Below are 16,467 nucleotides of genomic sequence, written 5' to 3'. Positions count from 1 at the left end.
CGGGCGCCCCGCTTTCGCAAAATATACGGAACGTGCGCCCCGCTTTCGTTTCGGAAAATATACGGAACGCTCGCCCCGCTTGTCCACCGCAGCGGTAGGCTCGACTCGTGACGACCACGAACGCTTCGGGGAAGCGACTGCGCGCGGACGCCCAGCGCAACCGGGAACGGGTCCTGGCCGCGGCCCAGGAGCTGTTCGCCGCCGAAGGCCTGGCCGTCCCCCTGGACGACATCGCCCGCCGGGCCGGCGTCGGCCCCGGCACCGTCTACCGCCACTTCCCCACCAAGGAAGCGCTCTTCGAGGCGGTCGTGGTGGAGCGGATCCAGCGAATGGTCGAGGAGGCCCGCGACCACGCGACGGCCGACGATCCCGGGCGGGCGTTCTTCGACTACTTCCAGCGGGTGATCGAGCACGCCGCACTTAACAAGGACATCTGCGACGCCCTGGAATCGACGGGCCAGCAACCGAGAACGGCCTGCCCGGAAAACGACTTCAATAACGCCATCGGCACGCTGCTGGAACGCGCGCAACAGGCGGGAGCGGTCCGCGCCGACGTGACGACGGCCGAGGTGCGATCGCTGATCGTGGGAGCCCTGAACATGTACCGCCGCGCCGTAGCCGAGCAACGCCCGGCGAACGAACTAGCGGTCCTCTACGCAGGCCTCCGCCCGGCCCGATGACCCCCGGGTGCCGTGAGCACTTTGGGTTGCTGTAGCAGCCCAAAGCACTCACGAGCGGAGCCGGGCGCAGCGGTCCGCCGGGGGGTGGCCGGGCGCTGGATCGGGGGCGGAGCGCCCGGCCACCATGAGGTCCGGCGAGGGAGGGGATGCGCCGGACCAGGTCTCGCGGTCAGATGCGCAAGCGTGCAAGGGTCTCGGTATCGAGGTGGTGTCGGCCGGTAGCCACGGCTTCCCGTTGTCGCTCCGCCTCGATGTCCTCGATCAGCTGCCACACATTCAAAGCACCCTCACCGGCACCGCCGTGCTGCGCACGCGGAGCCCGGATGAGCAGCATGCTCGTTATCAGCACGTTGACCAGGACAAGAGTGCTCACCTGAAGCCAGAACATGATTTCTCCTCATTGCCATGGGTTGAGTTCGCGCCGGTCAGGGGTCGTGAGTGCGAAAACCGGTAAGAACCGGATCTCGCACTCACGACCCCGTGGCCCACCGCGAGCTGATGCGGCGCCAGCAGTCCATGCAGGTGTCGTCGTCGAACCACTCCGCCTCGGGAGGCAACCGCTGCACCTGCCACGCCTCCACCTCAACCCCGCAGAACGACGTCACGCGCGCATGCGGCTCGGCCCGCTTCGCGGCCACGCCGAAGGCGTGCCGCCCAACCCCCACCGGCCGCCAAAACCAGTCCACCAAGGCGAATTCAGACATCGCATCTCCCGACTTGTTGCAATCCCACTTTACTGTGATTGATGAGTCTCATGGGGCGCAAGCTAAACGATCAAGAACCATGCGAACGGGTTACGCTGCGGGACACAGATCAAATGCGATGCTCTACGGCATGCCAACACCGACTGTCCGGCGACTGCTCGTAGGTCATCTCTTGCGCCACGCGCGGGAGCAGACCGGTCTCGACCTCGATGCCGCGGGCAAGCTCATCGGGAAGACCAACAGCACGATGAGCAGGATCGAACGCGGCCAAACCGCGCTGCCGCAGCATGTGTTGAAGAAGCTCGCGAACGCGTACGAGCAGCACGCACCGAACGCCATCGACCTGGACGAGCTGCTCGATCTGGCACGCGGGAGCCAGGATCGTGGTCGATGGTCCGGCTATCGGTCCGTGTACTCCAAGTACTTCCGCATGGCAGTGGATCTCGAAGCCGACGCCGCTGCGATCTTCCAATACCAGACCGAGATCGTGCCAGGCTTGCTTCAAACGGAGCAGTACATCCGCGCGCTGTTCACCACGTCTCAGGTGCAACCCAGCGATCAGTCCACAGAGGATGCAGTGGAAGCCCGGCTGGAGAGGCAAGCCGTCCTGGCCAAGCCGAACGCGCCGCAGGTCAGCTTCGTCCTTTCTGAGTCGTCACTTCGCCGCCTCGTAGGTGATCGGGAGCTGATGGAAAATCAGCTCCGCCACACGGCCGAGATCGCGCGACTTCGAAACGTCCAAATTCAGGTTCTTCCTTTCGACGCAGCGACAGCACCGCGTGCGACGCACGACTTCAAGCTCTTCCGCGTACCGTCGCCCGGCAACGCCGGTCCGCTTGAGTTCGTCTACGTCGAGGACTTCACCGACGGCCGCTACCTGGACAGACACGACGATGTGGACGCATACACTCTGCTGTGGCAACAGCTCGTGGCGGCTGCGCTGGACCCGGTCGAGTCCGAGAAGTTCATCCTGCGCGTCGCGGACGAGTTCGCGCGATGACGTTTGGAGACTACGGATGCAGCGCGATGAAGCGATTCTCTGGCGGAAGTCCTCGTACTCGCAGGGGCAAGGCACCTGCGTTGAGGTCGGATGGCGGAAGTCCAGTTATAGCCCACACAACAACAACTGCGTCGAGGTCGGATGGCGGAAGTCCAGTTACAGCCCGCACAACGACAACTGCGTCGAGGTCGGTATCAGCTTCGACGCCGTCGGGATTCGGGACACGAAGGATCGCGACGGCGGGCACTTAGCCGTCACTCCTGCCCGGTGGCAGGCGTTCCTGCGTGCCGTCAAGGACGGCTCGCTCGACGCCTGAACCACCGGATCGGGTAAGAGGTGAGGGGCACCCTTGGGTGGCTATGTCGGCCCAAGGGTGCCCCTCACCTCGAAAAAATCGCCCGTCAGGAGATTACGCGGGGGCGTTCCTCGGCGAAGTGGCATGCCGAGGGATGGTCGCCTAGGCGGACTTCCAGCTCCGGGACCTTCTGCGCGCAGATGTCCTGCGCCTTCCAGCAGCGGGTGCGGAAGCGGCAGCCCGACGGCGGGTTCGCCGGGCTCGGCACGTCGCCCGTCAGCCGGATGATCTCGCGCTTGCCGCGCAGCGTCGGGTCCGGCACCGGCACCGACGACAGCAGCGCCTGCGTGTACGGGTGCTGCGGGTGCTCGTAAATCTGCTCGTCGGACCCGATCTCCACGATCTTGCCCAGGTACATCACCGCCACCCGGTCCGACAGGTGGCGGACCACCCCGAGGTCGTGGGCGATGAACACGTACGACAACCCGAACTCGTGCTGCAGGTCGCCGAGCAGGTTCATCACCTGCGCCTGGATGGAGACGTCCAGCGCGGACACCGGCTCGTCGCAGATGATCACCTTCGGCCGCAGCGCCAGCGCCCGCGCGATGCCGATGCGCTGCCGCTGACCGCCGGAGAACTGGTGCGGGTAGCGCTGGATGTGCTCCGGGTTGAGCCCCACCACCTCCAGCAGTTCCTGCACCTTCCGCCGCCGCTCACCCTTCGGCGCCACCTCGGGATGGATCTCGAAGGGCTCCCCGATGATGTCGCCCGCGGTGCGCCGCGGGTTCAGCGAGGTGTACGGGTCCTGCAGCACGATCTGCAGGTCGCGGCGCAGCTTGCGCAGCTCGGCGCCGCGCATCTTGAACATGTCGCGGCCCTCGAACAAGGCGGTGCCGCTGGTCGGCTTCTCCAGCCGCATCAGCACCTGCGCCAGGGTCGACTTGCCGCAGCCGGACTCGCCCACCACGCCGAGCGTTTCGCCCCGGTTGAGGTCGAACGACACGCCATCAACGGCCCGCACGTGGCCGATGGTGCGCTTGAACAGCACGCCCTGGGTGACCGGGAAGTGCTTGACCAGGTCCCGCACCTGGAGGATCGGCTCAGCCACGGGTCATCAACTCCTCCGCGAAGTGGCAGGCGCTGGCCCGCCCCAGACCCAACTGGTGGTAGGTCGGCACCTCCTGGCGGCAGCGTTCCTGGGCGCGGGGGCAGCGCGGGTGGAACGGGCAACCCGGCGGCACCGCGAGCAGGTTCGGCGGCAGGCCCTTGATGGTCTCCAGCTCTTGCCCCTTGAGGTCCAGGCGCGGTATCGACCGCATCAGGCCCTCGGTATACGGGTGGCCCGGCTGCTTGTAAAGCGAGTAGGCGTCCGCAGACTCCACGATCCGCCCCGCGTACATCACCACGATCCGGTCCGCGACCTCGGCGACCACGCCCAGGTCGTGGGTGATCAGGATGAGCCCCATGCCGAGTTCCCGGCGCAGCTCGTCGAGCAGGTCCATGATCTGGGCCTGCACCGTGACATCCAGTGCGGTGGTGGGCTCGTCGGCGATGAGCAGTTCCGGGTCCAGCGCCAGTGACATCGCGATCATCGCGCGCTGCCGCATGCCGCCGGAGAACTGGTGCGGGTACTCCTTCACGCGCTGCTTGGCGTTCGGGATCTTCACCTGGTCCAGCAGCTCGACGGTCCTGGCCATGGCGGCCTTGCGGGACATGCCGCGGCGCATTCGCAGCTGCTCGGCGATCTGGAACCCAACGGTGTAGACCGGGTTCAGCGCGGACAGCGCGTCCTGGAAGATCATCGCCATCGAGTCGCCGCGCAACTCCCGGCGACGGCTGTCCGACGCCGTGAGCAGGTCCTCGCCCCGGTACCGGATCACCCCGCCGGTGATCGCACCGGGCGGGATGTCGAGGATGCCCATGATGGTCTGCGCGGTGACGCTCTTGCCGGAACCGGATTCGCCGAGCACGGCGAGGGTTTCGCCGGCGTCGACGTGGTAGCTCACCCCGTTGAGGACCTTGGCCACGCCGTCCCGGGTGCGGAACTCCACGTGCAGGTCGTCGACCTCCAGCAGCCGCTCCGCCGGAGCCTTATTGTCCACAGTAGACAAATCGGTTTCTCCTACCTCTGCTTCGGGTCGAGCGCGTCGCGCACGGCGTCACCGAGCATCACGAACGCCAGCACCGTGATCACCAGGAACCCGGCCGGGAAGAACAGCAGGTGCGGCGCCGCCTGGATGTAGAAGCGTGACTCGGCGATCATCACGCCCCACGACACGACCGGGTCGCGCAACCCGATGCCCAGGAACGACAGCGTCGCCTCGGCACCGATGAAGCCGCCCAGCGCGATCGTGGAGTACACCAGCACCGGCGCGAGGCAGTTCGGCAGCATGTGCCGCAGGATGATCCGCGGCGCGCTGGCGCCGAGCGCCCGCGCCGCCTTCACGTAGTCCTGCTGCTTCGCCGAGATCGCCGCCGAGCGCATGATGCGCATCGAGATCGGCCAGGACAGCACCGCGATCGTCAGCACGACCTGGGCGACGATCCGCGTCGCGCTGGGAATGGCCAGCTCGGCGTTGAAGGTGGTAAGGATGACGATCGCACCCAGCACGAACGGCAGGCCCAGGAAGATCTCGGAGAACCGGGACAGCAGGTTGTCCACCCAACCGCCGAAGAAGCCGGCGATGATGCCGACGGCACCGCCGAACAGCACGGTCAGCAGCGTCGCCAGCACGCCCACCGCGATTGATGCGCGGGTGCCGTAGATCGCGCGGGCGAAGATGTCCCGTCCGAGGTTGTCGTAGCCGAACCAGGCCTCGGCGGAAGGCGGCTGCCTGGACTTGGAGAGATTCGTCCACGACGGGTCTACCGAAGTGAACACGCCCGGGAACGCCGTGATGAACAGCAGCGCCAGGATGATCAGCGACGCCGCGATGAACAGCGGACGGCGCCGCAGGTCCAGCCACGCGTCGCCCCAGAGGCCGCGGGGCTTCTGGGACTTGCCCCCGGTGGCCGGGGGGGCCGGCTCCTCCGGTCCCACGGCCGGGCCGGTGACCAGGCTGGAAACACTTTTGTCAGTCATATCGGATCCTCGGGTCGAGAACCGCGTAGAGGATGTCCACGAGCAGGTTCATCAGCAGGTAAACCAGCACCAGCAGGGTGACGATCCCGGTCACCGTGGCGCCTTCCTTGGTCAGGATCGACTTGAAGACCAGGCCGCCGATGCCGTGGATGTTGAACACGCCCTCGGTCACGATCGCGCCACCCATCAGCGTGCCGAGGTCGGTGCCCAGGAAGGTGATCACCGGAATCAACGAGTTCCGCAGCAGGTGCACGCCGACCACACGCTTGGGTTCCAGCCCCTTGGCGACCGCGGTCCGGACGAAGTCCGCGTGGCGGTTCTCCATCATGGCGGTCCTGGTCAGCCGCGCCACGTAGGCCATGGACAGCGAGCCGAGCACGAAGCCGGGCACGATCAGTTCCCCGATCGACGGGTTCGCGCTGACCGTTGGCTTGATGATGCCGAGTTCGCTGCCCAGGGTGATCTGCAGCACGAAACCGGTGACGAACACCGGCAGCGAGATCAGGAACAGGGTGGACACCAGGACCAGGTTGTCCAGGAATCCGCGGCCGCGCAGGCCGGTCAGGATGCCGGCCGCCAGGCCGATAATGCCCTCGATGACCAGCGCGACGACGGCGAGCTTGATGGTGGTCGGGTAGGCGTTCTGGATCAGCGTGCTGATCTGGATGCCCGCGTAGGTCTCCCCGAAATCACCCGTTAGGAGCTTCCCGAGGTACTTGAAGTATTGAACGATCAACGGATCGTCAAGGTTGTACTTCTCGTGCATCTCGGCGATGTAGGCGGGCGGACAGCCGCGGTCGCCGCACTTTCCCGCGAACGGGTCACCCGGGATCGCCCAGACGAGCAAGTAGATGATCAGAGTCGTCCCGATGAAGACCGGGATCAGTTGCAGCAGCCGCCGCAACAAGTAGCGACCCATTCGGGCCTCCTAATCACAGCCAATGCAGGGCCCGGCCCGCCGGATCACGGCGGGCCGGGCGCCGGCTCGGTTCTTACTGCTTCAGGCGCACCGTGGTCAGGTCAAGTTCACGGTAAGCCTTGACCTCACCTTCAGCGATCCGCTCCGAGAAGCCGTACTGCACCGGCTGCGTCCACAGCGGGATCAGCGGCAGGTCGTCGGCGAGCAGCTTCTCCGCATCGGCGTAGGCAGCGGTGGCCGCCTCGATGGTGGGAGCCGCGTTCGCCTTGTCGAGGGCCGCGTCGAACGCCGGGTTGCTGTACTTGTAGTCGTTCGACGACGCGTTCGTGCGGTACAGCTGGGTCAGGAAGGTCTCGATGTTCGGGTAGTCGGCCTTCCAACCGGTCCGGAACAGGCCGCTGAACTTGTATCCGTTGGCCTTCTGCCGGAACTCGCCGAACGTCGGGGTCGGGACGAACTGCGTCTCGATGCCGAGGTTCTGCTTGATGCTCGCGGCCACCGCCTGCACCCACTCGTTGTGGCCGCCGTCGCCGTTGGTCTCGACGGTCAGCACGCCCTGGAAGCCACCCGCCTGCTGCAGGTACTGCTTGGCCTTCTCCGGGTTGAACTCGCAAGCCTCACCGCACTGGTTCGGGCGATAGCCGTCGACCGCCGCGGTGGCGAAGCCGTCCGCCGGGTCACGACCACCGGCGAACACCTGCTGGGTGATCGTCTTGCGGTCGATGGACATCGAGATCGCCTTGCGCAGCAAGGGGTTCTTGAACTTCGGGTCGTAGAGCGGGAAGCCCAGCGTCTGGCTCAGCAGACCCGGCTTCTGGTGGGCGTGCTCGCCGAGGTCCTGCTTCCACTTGTCACCGATCAGCGCGGAGACCGGGATCGCCCGCAGGAAGTCCAGGTTGCCCGCGGTCAGGTCCTGGTAGGCGCTGTCGAGCTGCTCGTAGACCTTGAACTTGGCGCCCTTGATGGCCGGCTTGTTGGCGCCCGCGTAGTTCTCGTACGCGGTGACGTTCAGCTCCTGGTTCGGAACGCGGGACTCGAACTTGAACGGCCCGTTGCCGATCGGGTGTTCCTCGAAGGCCTTCGGGTCCTTGAAGAACGAGTCCGGCAGCGGCATGTAGGCGGAGTAGCCCAGCACGACAGGGAAGATCGTGAACGGCGCCTTCAGCCTGACGGTGAAGGTGTTGTCGTCGACGACCTTGAGGCCGGCCAGCTCCTTGGCCGCCGGCGGCGGGGCCTGCTGCGGCCCGTCCTTGCCGTCCGGGTCCTCGGACTGCAGCTGGTCGTAGCCGTCGATCTGCTCGAAGAAGCTGGCGCCCTGAAGACCGTTCGGACCGTATGCGTTGTAGTTCCAGGCATCCACGAAGTTCTTGGCCTTGACCGGGGTCCCGTCGTGGAACGTCCAGCCCGGCTTCAGCTTGATCGTGTAGTTCTGGTGGTCGGTGGACTCGATCGAGTCCGCGACCGCGTTCTCCACCTTCAGATCACTGGCCCGGTAGTCGACCAGGCCGGTGAACAGGGCGTTGATGACGAAGCCGCCGTTTTCCTCGGTGGTGTTCGCCGGGACCAGAGGGTTCTCCGGCTCGCCCCAGTCGAGGGTGACGATGCCGTCGTCTCCGGAGCCGCTGCCGCCTCCACCGCAGCCGGTGGCGATCATCGCCACCGCCAGCGGGGCGGCGACCATTGCGGCCAAGCGTCCCTTTCGCATGTAGGTCCTCCCGCTTCCACGCGTGCCCCAAGTGTTCATTTCCGGGGTCACCACGCGCGGCGGATCATTCACCGCCGCGTCAGATGAGCGTAAACATAAGTGAGAACCTTTTCACAGCAATGCCCTGTCACAAAGCCGTCACCTTCTGAATCATTCCAGTCAATTTGTCACCCAAAAGGCGGAATATAGCGTCCACATCCTGAGAACTAGCTGATAGACAGTGCTATCCCGTCCAGGATGTCGTGCTCACTGACAGTCATGACGGAAATGCCAGCGCGCTCCGCCAATTCGTCTGCCAACACCTTCACGACCAGCGCACCGCCGCCGATCACGTCCACTCGACCTGGGTGCATGGGGCCGATCGCGGCGCGTTCGTTATGCGTCATACGAAAAAGATCGTCGCTGATCTGTTCGACTCGAATCTGGGAAATATGGGAAAGATGAATTGCCGCTGGATCGTATTCGGGCAGTCGCTGTGCGATTGCGGACAAGGTGGTCACCGTGCCGGCCACCCCGACCCAGGTGCGCGCGCCCGAACAGTCCACCGCCGCGAACGCGTCGTCGAGGATCTGCCGGGCCACCTTCTCGGCCTCCCGGACCTCCTCGTCGGTGGGCGGGTCGCTGTGCAGGCAGCGCTCGGTCAGCCGCACGCAACCGACGTCGGCGGAGTACGCGGCGGTGATGTCGGCGCGCACACCGTCCCAGGTGCCCACGACTAGCTCGGTGGAGCCGCCGCCGATGTCGGTGACGACGAACGGCCCGTCCTCCGGGTCGAGGTCGCCGACGGCGCCGGTGAACGACAGCCGCGCCTCCTCGTCGCCGGTGATCACCTCGGCATCGACCCCCAACGTTTCCCGCACCATGGCGAAGAAATCCTCGCGGTTGGACGCGTCCCGGGTGGCCGAGGTCGCCACCATGCGGACGCGCTCGACCCCCTTGCGAACGGCGATCGCGGCGTACTCCGCCAGCGCCGCCTGGGTGCGCTCCAGGGCCTCGTCGGCGAGCCGGCCGGTGGCGTCCACGCCCTGCCCGAGCCGGACGATCCGCATGCCGCGGTAGACGTCGCGCAGATCGCGCCGACCGTCGTCGTGCGCGGTCACGTCGGCCACCAGCAGGCGGATCGAATTCGTCCCGCAGTCGATCGCCGCGACCCGTGACATCTGCGTCCTCCTCGTTCGTCGGGTAGCGCCCACCGCGCCCCACCGTTCACGCTACCGGCCAGGCACGAGCCGCCCAGCAGACCCGGAAACCCGAGACGCGCAGCGCCAGCCGGCGGCGGTAGCAGATGATCGGCTTCAGCAGAACGCCGACCGTGAGCCTTTCGGGTTGCTATGACCACCCGAATGGCTCACGGTCGGCGTGACTCACCGGATCGGCGAAAATCCCTCCGGAACGACGCAGGGCGCGAGCAGGCCTGGCGTTCCCGATTCGACGTAGACGGTCTGGCCCGGCGCCGCGGCGTGCGGATCGCTCGCCCCCGGTTCCAGGACCGTGCCCGGCGACTGCTCTGAGGTGGCGAACTCCCCGCTGCTGAGCACTCCCGGGGCGCAGGACGTCGGCGCCTCGTCCGGCGTCGAGGACGGCGGCCTCGCCTCCACCGGCGGCGCGGGCGTGGACGGCGGCGGAACCGAAGCCCCAGGCGGAGCCACATCGGGCGGCGCAGGCGCAGCAACCGGCGAGCTCGGCTGGCCTGAACCCGGCGGCGGCCCTGGCGGTGCCGAACCGGCTGGCGGACCGGGCTGCGTCGAGCCCGGCGATAGATCCGGTTGGCCTGAGCTGGGCGGCGGTGCAGGCTGCGCCGAACCCGGCGGCAGGCCGGGCTGGGCAGAACCCGGCGGCAGGCCGGACTGGGCCGAGTTCTGCGGTGGCGCAGGCTGATCCGAAATCGGCGGTGGACCTGGTTGGCTTGAGCTCTGCGGTGGCGCAGGCTGGCCCAAGCTTGGTGGCAGGCCCGGTTGGCCCGAACTCGACGGCGGCGCAGGCTGAACCGAACCCGGCGGCAGACCCGGTTGGGGCACGGTCGGCGGTGTCGGGTTCGGTGGGGTGAGTTCCGGCGAGGACGGTTCCGGGATCTCCAGCGGCGGGACCCCGATCGTCGGCGGCTCCGCCGGGCGGGGCGTCGCATCGGGCGGCGGGCCGGTCGGTGCGGGCGTGGCCGGGGTGGGCTGCGGCGCAGGCGCTCCGGTCGGCGCTGGAGGCGCGGGCGGAACCATTGCCAGCACCTGCGGGCCGTCCGGCAGGCGCTCGCCTTCGAGCACGTCGCCGACCTCCGGAGCCAGCTCGGAAGGCATCGGCGTGACGCCGTTCGCATATGCGGCCGCCCAGATCAGCACCGTCCGCACGTAGCTGTCGGAGTGGTTGTAGCGGAACACCGCCGCCGCGAGGTTCTGCGGACTGCGCAAGTCGCCGCCGCTGCACAGATACCGCGCAGCCGCGAGGCTGGCGTCGTAGATGTTGTGCGGGCTCGCGACCCCGTCGTCGTTGCCGTCGACGGCGTACTTCTGCCAGGTCGACGGGATGAACTGCATGGGCCCGACCGCCCTGTCCCACACCGGGTCACCGTCGTAGCGGCCCGCGTCGGTGTCCGGGATCGCCGCGATGCCCGGGTCGCCGGACAGCCGAGGGCCGAGGATCGCCCGCACCGTCGTGCCGAGCACGTCGACGTTGCCGGAGCGAGCGTGGCCGGACTCGATCCGGCCGATCGAGGCCAGCACCGACCAGTGCAAACCGCAGTCCTGCCCACCGCGATCCGTCTGGTTCGCGGCCCGGACGTAGGCGTCCAGCACCTCTCCCGGGATGCCCAGCGACCCGGTCGGCAGTTCCACCTGCGGCCCCGCGCCGGTGGCGAGTTGCTGCGGGTCGGCCGCCCGCGCCAGCACCTCGGGGCTGAGCAGCGGTACCTGCGGGAGGTTCCCGCTCACGCCAAGTTCGCGCGGATCGGGCTCCTCGCCGACCAGCTGCCGAGGATCGGTCAGGAACGAACTCGACGCCGTCAGCGTCGTCGGCAGCAGCAGCACCGGAGCCATCGCGGTCACGGCGACCCACTTGCGCGCCTTCCGCCGAGCCACCGCGCCGAGCCGCGGAGCCGATTTCCACTCGTGCTTGCCGCGGCGCTTGTTGCGAGCCGTCACTAGCTTCCATCCCCAGACGAACATCACCGGAAAAACCGAGATGGCTCCTTGGATACACCACCGGTTCGAGGAACGCCGGATGGCGAGCGGGCACGTCACCCGTCCGACTTGTGATCGAATGGGCTCGCCGGTCCGGTTACTCCGAACAGGCGGCGCAATCACCGGAATCCCAGCTATTCGGAATGCCTGGGTGGCAACGGATACGTCGACGAATCCGGAATGACCGGTGTACCGGGAAGCGCCGCTGAGCTCGATCCGAGAAGGCTCGGGCAACGTCACCGCGCTGGACCTGTTGCGCGCACTGGACCCGCCGATGCAATTTCCATTGAAATCGAAGGTCCAATTTCAATGGAAAATGCAGATCATCGGCGTGTCGCACTCCGACACGCCGATGGCTGTGGACAACTTCCGCAATTTCAATGGAAATCAGAGGTCCGACTTACATTGAAATTGCGGCCCCTCCCGGGCGGGTCAGCGGTTGAGCAGGTAACGGTGCTCGGGCCAGCGTTCGGCGATCAGGTCGATCGCCTCGTCCCCGAACGGGTTGACTCCCGGCCCCTTGGCCAGGGCATGGGCGATGTGCACGTGGAGGCACTTGACCCGGTCCGGCATGCCGCCGGCGCTGACCTGGGTGCCCAGCGATTCGAGCGCGTCGCGTTCCGCGAGGTACGACTCGTGCGCGTGGCGGTAGCGCTCCGCAAGGTCCGGGTCGGTGGTCAGCCGCTCGGCCATCTCCCGCATCAGGCCCTCCGCCTCGAAGGTGGAGGCGTGCGCCACCAGCTGCGGGGCGGTCAAGTAGTACAGCGTCGGGAAGGGCGTGCCGTCCTCCAGCCGCGGCCAGGTCTGGACCACCGTGGGTTCTCCGGCCGCATCCCGCGCCGCGATCGCGTGCAGACCGCGCGGCGGCCGACCGAGCTGCCGGCCGATGCATTCCCGATCCGCATCGCTGACCGTCGGCACGCCCAAGTTCACCGTCAAGATCCCTTTCCCATCACCGAATTCCAGAGGTCTTCGTACCACGGCGCGCCGTCTTCGGCGGGGGCGACCGGGGGCGGCGGCGCGGCCGGTTCGGTCGGCACCTCCACGATGTAGGGCGTCTCGCCCGGGCGCACGTAGCCCAGCCGGGCCCGCGCTTCCGCTTCCACCTGCGCCGGATCGGAGAGCTCCGCCTTGCGCTGTTCCAGCTCCCTGACCTGCTGGGTCAGCTCCGCTTGCTGCTGTTCCTGCTGGGCCAGCTCGGCGCGTTGGCTCAGGTAGGTGCGCAACGGCACCGACACGCTCAGCGCCATCACGCAGACCAGCATTGCCAGGCCCGCGGCCCGCCTGGTCGAGGAGAGCTTGAACGCTCCCCCCGTGCTGGACCGCAGGCGGGACCGGGTCGACGCCTGCCGACCCGGTCGCCGGCCCGAGGTCCTGGTCCCGTCCCGGCGGACGCGCTCACCACGGCGCTCCGCCGGGGACTCGCCCCGGCGGTTGCGCCGCTGTGGATCCGATGCGCGCCCGACCGGCATGGCTCAGCTCTCCGGCGTGAACCGCGGGAAGGCCAGCTCGCCCGCGTAGCGGGCGGCGTCACCGAGGGCCTCCTCGATGCGCAGCAGCTGGTTGTACTTGGCGACGCGCTCGCTGCGGGCCGGGGCACCGGTCTTGATCTGGCCGCAGCCGGTGGCCACCGCCAGGTCGGCGATCGTGGTGTCCTCGGTCTCGCCGGAGCGGTGGCTCATCATGCTCTTGTAGCCGCACGAGGTGGCCAGGCTGACCGCGTCCAGGGTCTCCGACAGCGTGCCGATCTGGTTGACCTTGACCAGCAGCGCGTTGGCCGCGCCCCGGCTGATGCCGTCCTCAAGCCGCTCCGGGTTGGTGACGAACAGGTCGTCGCCGACCAGCTGCACCTGGTCGCCGACCTGCTCGGTCAGGCTGGTCCAGCCGTCCCAGTCGTCCTCGGCCAGCGGGTCCTCGATGGACACCAGCGGATAGGCGCCGAGGAGTTCCTGGTAGTACGCCGCCATCTGCTCGGCGGTGCGCTTGGAGCCCTCGAAGTTGTAGGCGCCCTCGGAGAAGAACTCGGTCGCGGCGACGTCCAGCGCCAGCACGATGTCGCGGCCCAGCTTGTAACCGGCCTTCTCCACCGCCGAGGCGATCAGGTCCAGGGCCTCGCGGTTGTTCGGCAGGTCCGGGGCGAACCCGCCCTCGTCGCCCAGGCCGGTGGCCAGGCCCTTGGCCTTGAGCACCGACTTCAGCGCGTGGTAGGTCTCGGTGCCCCAGCGCAGCGCCTCGGAGAAGGTGTCCGCGCCGATTGGCGCGATCATGAACTCCTGGATGTCGACGCCGGTGTCGGCGTGCGCGCCGCCGTTGAGGATGTTCATCATCGGCACCGGCAGCACGTGCGCGTTCGGTCCGCCGACGTAGCGGAACAGCTCCAGCCCGGAGGTCTCCGCGGCGGCCTTGGCGACCGCCAGCGAGACGCCGAGGATGGCGTTGGCGCCCAGCCGGGACTTGTCCGGCGTGCCGTCCAGGTCGACCAGCTTCTGGTCGACGACGCGCTGCTCGGTGGCGTCCAACCCGGTCAGCTCCGGGCCGATCTCGTCCAATACCGCCGCGACCGCGTTCTCGACACCCTTGCCGCCGTAGCGGGCGGCGTCACCGTCGCGCAGCTCGACGGCCTCGTGCTCGCCGGTCGAGGCACCTGAGGGGACCGCAGCGCGGCTGAGCGTGCCGTCCTCCAATGCCACTTCGACCTCGACGGTGGGGTTCCCGCGCGAGTCGAGGATCTCGCGAGCTCCGACCTGCTCGATGATCGCCACGTGTGCTCCTAACCAGCCTTTGAACTATGGACGAAGCGGGCCGTCCCGGCGTTCCCGCGCGCGGCGAACCGGCCGAACGCCCGACGACCGACTACGAGCCTAACGGGGCCGGTGAGGCCGCCGCCGCAGGCTCGTGCGCTGCCGACGGGCCCGGGGTTTTCGACCCCGATCGGCAAGCCCCCGTCCGGCCGGTGTTCGAATCACGGACACCAGCTGGAAGACCATCCGGACGGACGTCTCGGAACAGCCGATCGGCACGTAACGTTGTCCACGCCATGACGACCGAAGGCACCGTCGAAGCGTTCCGCCGGGCAGAGGAACTGCTCGCGCAGCGCCGCCCCCTGGAAGCCATCCGCGTCTTAGAACCGGTCCTCGACATCGCCGCCGACAAGCCGAGCGTGCAACTGCTGCTTGGGCGGGCTTACTTCTTCTCGGCCCAGCTGCGCCGCGCCGAGCGGGCGTTCCTGCGCGTGCTGGAGTTCGACCCGTCGGACCACTACGCGCGCCTGGTACTGGGCCGCACCCTGCAGCGCCTGGGCCGCTTGAACGAGGCGCGCGCCCAGATCAGGCTGGCCGCGACGATGCACCCGGTGCCCGCGTACCAAGAAGCGCTGGGCGAGATCAACGCCCACATCGCCACCCGCGACATCTGACCCGGCGCTGCCCTGGGGGCTGGAACCGCGCGCCGTCGCCCTCCGGCGCGCGATTTCGATGCGAAATCAGCGTTCGCCCGCGGCGGTTCGGCCACCGGCGCGGTCGGGGGCTTGCCGAACACACTGACCAGCCCGACCCCGACGACCATCGCGGCCAGCAGCGCAACGGCAACCACGAGCCGCCCGAAGGCGGCCGACAGCGGCGACGTGGTCTTGATCACGCCACTCAGGCTACTCGCTAGTAGATCCGGCCCCCAGCGGCCGATCAGTCGAGTCGAGAGCAACCGCCCCCGATCACTCCACCAGTGCGAAGGTCCCCGCAGGCAAGGTCCCCGCAGGCAAGGTCCCCGCAGGCAAGGTCCCCGCAGGCAAGGTCCCCGCAGGCAAGGTCCCCGCAGGCAAGGTCCCCGCAGGCAAGGTCCCCGCAGGCAAGGTCCCCGCAGGCAAGGTCCCCGCAGGCAAGGTCCCCGCAGGCAAGGTCCCCGACACCGGGTACCGGCCGCAATTTCAATGGAAGTTGCGGTTCTCCGGCGTGTCGGACCACGACACGCCGGAGGCTGTGGACAATTCCCGCAATTTCAATGGAAATCGGACCTCTGATTTCCATTGAAATTGCGGACGGCGTCAGCCTTCGACCCCGAGGGCGCGGCTGGCCTTGCCGTAGTAGTCGGCGTAGTCCAGGACTTCCTGGCCGTAGCTGCGGCTCTTGTTGTAGGTCAGCAGCGCCGCCCAGAACCGCTCCGGATCGTTAAGGTCACCGCCCACGCTGCACAGGTAGTTGCCCGCAGCCAGGGCGGCATCGTCGATGTCCTGCGGATCCCGGACCCCGTCGCCGTCGGCGTCGATCGCCCAGGCGCGCCAGGTGCTCGGGATGAACTGCAGCGGCCCCACCGCGCGGTCCCACACCGTGTCGCCGTCGAACTCGCCGTCGTCGGTGTCCGGAATGCGCTTGACGCCGGAGCTGCCGTCCAGCGGTAGCCCGATGATCGGCTTGCTCGGCCGCCCGGTCTCGTCCAGCCGCGCCCCGCCGAACCGGCCGTGGCTGGATTCCACGGCACCGATCCCCGCGAGCAGCGACCAGCTGAGCCCGCAGGTCGGCGACTTCGCCTCGATGGCCTGCTGCGCGTAGCCGTAGGCCTGGAGCGCGGCGCGCGGGATGTTGAGCTCGTCGGCCATCGACTCGGCCCAGCCGGCGAGCTGCCGCTGCGGCCGGGCGCTCGGCGGTATCGGCGGACCGCCCGGCGCGAGCAGCTCCACCATCGGCGGGGCGACGCCGGGATCGGGCGGCGCGACCGCTGACGGCGGCGTGAACTCGGTGCTTCCTCGCGACGACGAGACCGGCGGTGCGCAAGACGCCAGCAACGTGAGCACCGGAGCCAACAGCAGCCATAACCGACGCGGCAAGAGCATCCTCCCTACTACACCCCAGATGCACAGGGGCGCCGATTTCAGCAGAGCGTGCCCCCGTGGAGAAATATCGCCGCGAGACGTGTTTCG

At 67.9% G+C, this 16,467-nt stretch carries 17 protein-coding genes; 5 read left to right on the top strand and 12 right to left on the bottom strand.

Annotated features, from left to right (window positions below):
- Nucleotides 1–107 precede the first annotated feature (107 nt).
- The gene (locus ACRXBZ_RS23915; protein ID WP_433880997.1) at nt 108–680 is read left to right on the top strand and encodes a TetR/AcrR family transcriptional regulator; all 573 of its coding nucleotides are present in this window, start codon (nt 108–110) and stop codon (nt 678–680) included.
- A 169-nt stretch (nt 681–849) separates the two neighbouring features.
- On the opposite strand, the gene ACRXBZ_RS23910 is transcribed toward ACRXBZ_RS23915, so the two are convergent.
- Complete coding sequence (locus ACRXBZ_RS23910) at nt 850–1,068, bottom strand: hypothetical protein (RefSeq protein ID WP_433880996.1); 219 nt, start codon at nt 1,066–1,068, stop codon at nt 850–852.
- Nucleotides 1,069–1,160: 92 nt separating this feature from the next.
- On the opposite strand from ACRXBZ_RS23910, the gene ACRXBZ_RS23905 reads away from it, so the two are divergent.
- Both ACRXBZ_RS23905 and ACRXBZ_RS23900 read left to right on the top strand, forming a co-directional pair.
- A complete protein-coding gene (locus ACRXBZ_RS23905; protein ID WP_433880995.1) occupies nt 1,161–2,384 on the top strand; it encodes a helix-turn-helix domain-containing protein in 1,224 nt (407 codons plus the stop codon).
- 16 nt (nt 2,385–2,400) lie between these two features.
- Entirely contained in the window at nt 2,401–2,700 is a 300-nt protein-coding gene (locus tag ACRXBZ_RS23900) for a DUF397 domain-containing protein (RefSeq protein WP_433880994.1), read from the top strand.
- Between the two features lie 85 nt (nt 2,701–2,785).
- On the opposite strand, the gene ACRXBZ_RS23895 is transcribed toward ACRXBZ_RS23900, so the two are convergent.
- From ACRXBZ_RS23895 to ACRXBZ_RS23865, 7 genes are all read right to left on the bottom strand, one after another.
- The gene (locus tag ACRXBZ_RS23895; RefSeq protein ID WP_433880993.1) at nt 2,786–3,787 is read right to left on the bottom strand and encodes an ABC transporter ATP-binding protein; all 1,002 of its coding nucleotides are present in this window, start codon (nt 3,785–3,787) and stop codon (nt 2,786–2,788) included.
- The gene (locus ACRXBZ_RS23890) at nt 3,780–4,790 is read right to left on the bottom strand and encodes an ABC transporter ATP-binding protein (RefSeq protein WP_433880992.1); all 1,011 of its coding nucleotides are present in this window, start codon (nt 4,788–4,790) and stop codon (nt 3,780–3,782) included. The genes ACRXBZ_RS23895 and ACRXBZ_RS23890 overlap by 8 nt, the downstream gene beginning before the upstream one ends.
- Before the next feature lie 11 nt (nt 4,791–4,801).
- Entirely contained in the window at nt 4,802–5,761 is a 960-nt protein-coding gene (locus ACRXBZ_RS23885; protein WP_433880991.1) for an ABC transporter permease, read from the bottom strand.
- Nucleotides 5,754–6,680, bottom strand: coding sequence for an ABC transporter permease (locus tag ACRXBZ_RS23880; protein WP_433880990.1), 927 nt, complete (start codon nt 6,678–6,680; stop codon nt 5,754–5,756). The genes ACRXBZ_RS23885 and ACRXBZ_RS23880 overlap by 8 nt, the downstream gene beginning before the upstream one ends.
- Before the next feature lie 73 nt (nt 6,681–6,753).
- On the bottom strand, nt 6,754–8,385 hold the full coding sequence (locus ACRXBZ_RS23875; RefSeq protein ID WP_433880989.1) for a peptide ABC transporter substrate-binding protein: 1,632 nt from the start codon (nt 8,383–8,385) through the stop codon (nt 6,754–6,756).
- Nucleotides 8,386–8,591: 206 nt separating this feature from the next.
- Nucleotides 8,592–9,545, bottom strand: coding sequence for a Ppx/GppA phosphatase family protein (locus ACRXBZ_RS23870; protein WP_433880988.1), 954 nt, complete (start codon nt 9,543–9,545; stop codon nt 8,592–8,594).
- A gap of 204 nt (nt 9,546–9,749) precedes the next feature.
- Nucleotides 9,750–11,516, bottom strand: a complete 1,767-nt coding sequence (locus ACRXBZ_RS23865) for a lytic transglycosylase domain-containing protein (RefSeq protein WP_433880987.1) — start codon at nt 11,514–11,516, stop codon at nt 9,750–9,752.
- Nucleotides 11,517–11,742: 226 nt separating this feature from the next.
- Between ACRXBZ_RS23865 and ACRXBZ_RS23860 the strand changes: the two genes are divergently transcribed.
- The gene (locus tag ACRXBZ_RS23860) at nt 11,743–11,964 is read left to right on the top strand and encodes a hypothetical protein (RefSeq protein ID WP_433884156.1); all 222 of its coding nucleotides are present in this window, start codon (nt 11,743–11,745) and stop codon (nt 11,962–11,964) included.
- Between the two features lie 23 nt (nt 11,965–11,987).
- Here the strand turns inward: ACRXBZ_RS23860 and ACRXBZ_RS23855 are convergent, their stop codons facing one another.
- From ACRXBZ_RS23855 to eno, 3 genes are read right to left on the bottom strand one after another with little or no spacing between them, the layout of a single operon-like run.
- Nucleotides 11,988–12,488, bottom strand: a complete 501-nt coding sequence (locus tag ACRXBZ_RS23855; protein WP_433883950.1) for a DUF501 domain-containing protein — start codon at nt 12,486–12,488, stop codon at nt 11,988–11,990.
- A 2-nt stretch (nt 12,489–12,490) separates the two neighbouring features.
- A complete protein-coding gene (locus ACRXBZ_RS23850; protein ID WP_433880986.1) occupies nt 12,491–13,027 on the bottom strand; it encodes an FtsB family cell division protein in 537 nt (178 codons plus the stop codon).
- A gap of 3 nt (nt 13,028–13,030) precedes the next feature.
- Nucleotides 13,031–14,317, bottom strand: a complete 1,287-nt coding sequence (gene eno, locus ACRXBZ_RS23845) for a phosphopyruvate hydratase (protein ID WP_433880985.1) — start codon at nt 14,315–14,317, stop codon at nt 13,031–13,033.
- A 275-nt stretch (nt 14,318–14,592) separates the two neighbouring features.
- Between eno and ACRXBZ_RS23840 the strand changes: the two genes are divergently transcribed.
- Entirely contained in the window at nt 14,593–14,970 is a 378-nt protein-coding gene (locus ACRXBZ_RS23840; protein ID WP_168586523.1) for a tetratricopeptide repeat protein, read from the top strand.
- A 624-nt stretch (nt 14,971–15,594) separates the two neighbouring features.
- Here the strand turns inward: ACRXBZ_RS23840 and ACRXBZ_RS23835 are convergent.
- A complete protein-coding gene (locus ACRXBZ_RS23835) occupies nt 15,595–16,380 on the bottom strand; it encodes a lytic transglycosylase domain-containing protein (RefSeq protein ID WP_433880984.1) in 786 nt (261 codons plus the stop codon).
- Between the last annotated feature and the right edge of the window lie 87 nt (nt 16,381–16,467).

Origin of the sequence: Saccharopolyspora hattusasensis, from assembly GCF_050972075.1 — a bacterium.
GTDB classification, from domain to species: domain Bacteria; phylum Actinomycetota; class Actinomycetes; order Mycobacteriales; family Pseudonocardiaceae; genus Saccharopolyspora; species Saccharopolyspora hattusasensis.
Note: the sequence above shows the minus strand (reverse complement) of the source record. Positions and strands in the feature narration are given on the sequence as shown.